The sequence below is a fragment of the Infirmifilum sp. genome (genome assembly GCF_049970975.1).
Lineage (GTDB): Archaea > Thermoproteota > Thermoprotei > Thermofilales > Thermofilaceae > Thermofilum > Thermofilum uzonense.
The window spans coordinates 5,426-9,145 of record NZ_JBMFLX010000050.1 but is presented as its reverse complement, the minus strand read 5'-3'; the positions used below and the strand labels follow the sequence as shown (position 1 = coordinate 9,145).

At 50.3% G+C, this 3,720-nt stretch carries 5 protein-coding genes; 4 read left to right on the top strand and 1 reads right to left on the bottom strand.

Annotation, left to right across the window (positions count from 1 at the left end; translation table 11 throughout):
- A partial coding sequence (csa3, locus tag ACP5KC_RS07220; protein ID WP_428287100.1) for a CRISPR-associated CARF protein Csa3 occupies window positions 1-611 on the bottom strand: 611 nt, incomplete at its 3' end.
- A 139-nt stretch (window positions 612-750) separates the two neighbouring features.
- On the opposite strand from csa3, the gene ACP5KC_RS07215 reads away from it, so the two are divergent.
- The 4 genes from ACP5KC_RS07215 to ACP5KC_RS07200 form a co-directional block, all read left to right on the top strand.
- Window positions 751-1,143, top strand: coding sequence for a hypothetical protein (locus tag ACP5KC_RS07215; RefSeq protein ID WP_052883839.1), 393 nt, complete (start codon window positions 751-753; stop codon window positions 1,141-1,143).
- 16 nt (window positions 1,144-1,159) lie between these two features.
- The gene (locus ACP5KC_RS07210; RefSeq protein WP_428287099.1) at window positions 1,160-2,251 is read left to right on the top strand and encodes a DevR family CRISPR-associated autoregulator; all 1,092 of its coding nucleotides are present in this window, start codon (window positions 1,160-1,162) and stop codon (window positions 2,249-2,251) included.
- Window positions 2,252-2,265: 14 nt separating this feature from the next.
- Window positions 2,266-3,075 carry a hypothetical protein gene (locus ACP5KC_RS07205; protein ID WP_428287098.1) on the top strand — a complete coding sequence of 270 codons (810 nt, stop codon included), beginning with the start codon at window positions 2,266-2,268 and terminating at the stop codon, window positions 3,073-3,075.
- Window positions 3,065-3,720: hypothetical protein (locus ACP5KC_RS07200; protein ID WP_428287097.1), on the top strand; the 656-nt coding region annotated here is incomplete at its 3' end. The genes ACP5KC_RS07205 and ACP5KC_RS07200, both read left to right, overlap by 11 nt.

Here is a 3,720-nt window from a genome sequence, read left to right as displayed (position 1 = left end):
GTATATAGGAGTATTCTGCCCCAGGGGGTGGGCTCGTACCTGTTTTTGTTCATGGTGACGAGTCCTTTCTCCTTCATCCTTGCCATTAGGCGGGATACGGCGGGCTTTGAAACCTGGAGTTTCTGGGAGAGCTCTGTGAGAGTTGCGGGGAGCATGCTTAGGACTTTCAGCTGTCTGGGTGTGAGGAGGAGGTGTATTGGTATTAATGGTAGGTGTACTCGTTCGCCTGTGACCTCCGATGTCAGGTGTACCTCGTCGGCTGGGGCTAGCGCGGCTGCAAGGTAGAGGGCTACGGCTATGTTTTTCGGTCCTCCAGATATGTCTACGATTATGTTGGAGCCTCTCGACTTTTCCTGTCTTATTCTCTGGACAAGTACGGGGAGGCTTTCTTCTAGGCTTGTTTCCGGTATCCGTATTACGTCTATGGTGGACTTCGGGTTTAGCTTTTCAGCGAAGTCTTTCAGGCTCTTTATGGCTGTCTCCGCTCTCGGATGCGTGTGGGTGGTCGTGACGAGGATTATGGTGTCGTTGGCTGCCAGGCCTTTCTCGCCTATTAGCCTGACGATGCTTGTGGCGTCGAAGCCTAGTGAGCATATGTATGTTTTCCTCATTTTCATCTTCCACGTTTAGTTGATCTTACATAGCTAAAATTCTTTCTTTGCTTATGTTGGGCTTCAAGGATGCGTTTACATGCTGTATGTCTTTGTTGACGGGTAAACAATTTATATTGGATAATGGAATGGGATATGTATGAGCAAACGGCCCCCAATTAAAAATCTCTCACGCGTTCTTGCCATCTTGCACGTCGAGCAGGGGAGTTTCACATATATTGATAAGCTCTCTCAGACCGTTTCACGTGACCTCGCCCTCTACTACATAAGGGAAGCCCTCCGGGACTATCAGTCCCTTGTTAACAGAGGCTTTGAATCTAAAAAAGCGAAAGAGGCGTCTCAGTACGTAAATTACGCTGAGCTAGAGGCCGAGATAGAGGAAATCAGGAGGCTGGACGACGTGACCAAGCTGAGGGAGGAGCTATCAGCTATAACTGCTCAGGCACTGGCAGAGGCGGGGCTAATATCTTACTTCGAGTCCCGTGAGGAGGCAAGGCAAGGTGAAAGCTCTGGTGCTGGGGCCTCAAGTTAAACCTGGGGTGGTTTGAATGGTTTACGTGTCTGTTAGGGGTAGGGTGTGGCTGCAGGCTGAAGCAATGAACATGGTTGAGAGTGTCGGGAACTATGTTAAGCACAGGAAGGTCCCGATCCTCGTGAAGAAGCAGGACCGCTATGTCACGTTCTTCGTACCAGCAATATCTGGGGAGAGCATAGCTCACAGTTACCAGCAGGTTCTAGCTCAGGAGTTGATTAAAGCTGGAGAAAAGGTTTGTCCTCTCTGCAGCAAGGGGATCTTCCTGAAAAGCACGAATAAAGAAGTCTACAAGTATTCAACCAATAAGGAGCCCCCGAAGACTAATAGTCAGCAGGGTGAGCAGGAGGAAGGCCAAGAAACAAAGGGGAGGAGGGGTAAGTCTCAGAAAGCGTCGGGAGAGGATTTGGTTAAAGCCGCTGAGGAGATAGAGAGTACTATAATTCAGAGCTGTGGGGTTGAGGACATCGGGGGTTTCCTTTACGCGGAGGAGCCCAATGTAAAGAGGACGTCTAGCTTCTACACGGGTTACATGGTGCCCGTCTACGAGGTATTAGAGCTCTCGTCAATCGATCCTCAACTCCACTCAAGGTACGCTCTAGGGACTCAGTTCGTCTCTGTTACCCAGGAGGGTGCAGGTAAGGCTGCGGGCCAGATGATCTACTATGTCGAGGTCGCTTCAGCGCTCTTCACTTTCTCCTTCGATATTGATACGACTTACATCGGCAAGCACACGTTTATAACTGCTAAGTATGGAGAGCCCGTAAGTGGTGTTGATCCAGTAAAGAGGTCTAAAACCGCCCTGAGCGCCTTGGCAAGGTTCCTGCTCGATTTCCCAGTGGGAGCTAAGAGGACGAGGTTTAACCCGGCGGAGATACGCTGGGAGTCGATCGGGATCGCCGTCTCGGACGATGTTTTCACCATGCCTAGCAGCTTCACGGGAGACTACCTGGCTAGGGCTGCCGCTAAAGCCCAACTGGCGAACAGGGGGACGAGAATCCACGCCTACATGGAGGGAGGATGCAACATCAAGGACCTCCACTGCTACTCCAGCCCGGAGGAGGCTGTTCTAAAGGCGATAAACGAGGCTATCTCCCGAGTAAAGTAGAAGCGGAGACCAGGATGAAGGCCTACGTCTTTGACGTGGAATTCCTCTGGGGTTTTCAGAGCAGGGTTGCAGGTCTGAGTAAATCCCCACCCTCATATCTGTTCCCCCCACCCACAAGCGTCTTAGGAGCCTTGGCTGAGAGACTGGCCAGGAAACTTAAATTCGGCGAGATGGATGGCGTAAGGCTTATCATAGAGCTTTCAAGAGACCTTGTAGCTATATCTTTTAGACCCATTAACGCTTTTCCCATCTCGTACATGACGCTGTCGAGGGTTATTGCCATCGGGCAGAGAGGAGGCGTGAGCTACCCGACTTCGCAAGACGTGCATGTCTACAAGAGCTTCGACGCGCCAGCTAAGGGTAGCACATTGCTTGGATCTATAGATGGGCAGCCTCCAAGGATACGTTATTACATAGTCTTTAGAGGGGGTGAAAGGCTTAGCCCGGACGACATATGGGCGATAAGGAGGATTGGTAGCCGAGAAAGCCCCGTAGCTGTAGTCAACGTCTGGGAGGCGAAAATCGCCGGGACTGATAAGGAGGGTTTCGTCTATACAGCCGTACCAGAGGATAGAGGAGTTACCATACTTTCTGGTTCGTCGGGCTCTTTCAGAGAGTACTATGTCGACCCGTATGTCTTAACCGATTCACCTGCCAAGACGCTATTGATGAACCCCTCCCAGGTTAAGCCTTTCCTTGTCCCCGTTCCGGAGATTAGTGGTGTACAGAGTCCTCTCTATGTTTCCGTGGAAGGGGGGAGGTATGTAATATATACAGTGATTTATGAAGGCCAGGAGGAGAAGGTGGTGGGTCTTGCTACTTAGGCCTGTTTTTCCACCGACGCCCTCAATCGTTGTCTCATGGTTCTGGGAGGGATATCTGGCCCTGTTCGAGAAATCCCCAGACGCAATGTTGGAGGAGGAAAAGGCCGGTTCGTTGAACACTATATTTTCCGGAAACGACTTCAAGAGCATTAAGAGCTTTTGTAGTGAAAAGGGCTTTACTGGTTTTCTCAAGTGTCTATTAGACGCGTCAGAGGGTCAAGACGCAGACATCTATACTAGGCTCGACTTAGAAAGGCGCGTTCAACTCTACGGTGAAAAGGGGTTTGTCGAGTCCCCAATTGGCGAAGTCAAGAAGAAGGGTCTCAGCTTGCAAATAATGAAGGTGGACAGATACCAGAACATCTCCTCATTAGAGCTGGGAACCCTGGGAGATCAGATCACGCCTTATGCGGATACCAGGGCAGCCCTGTTGTTCCTCCTAGGAATCCTTTCCTCATTCTCGACGCGCGTGGGCATGGATCACTACTTTGTCTTATTTACTCCCAGCGCATATGCTTATGTTGAACAGAATCCCACTCAACATCTAGGAATCAAGAACTCTTTTACAGGGGAGCTGAAAAAAGCTATGGATGAGATTGGAGGATGGATGGATGAGTATGTGTACCTTAGAATCATATTTAACAG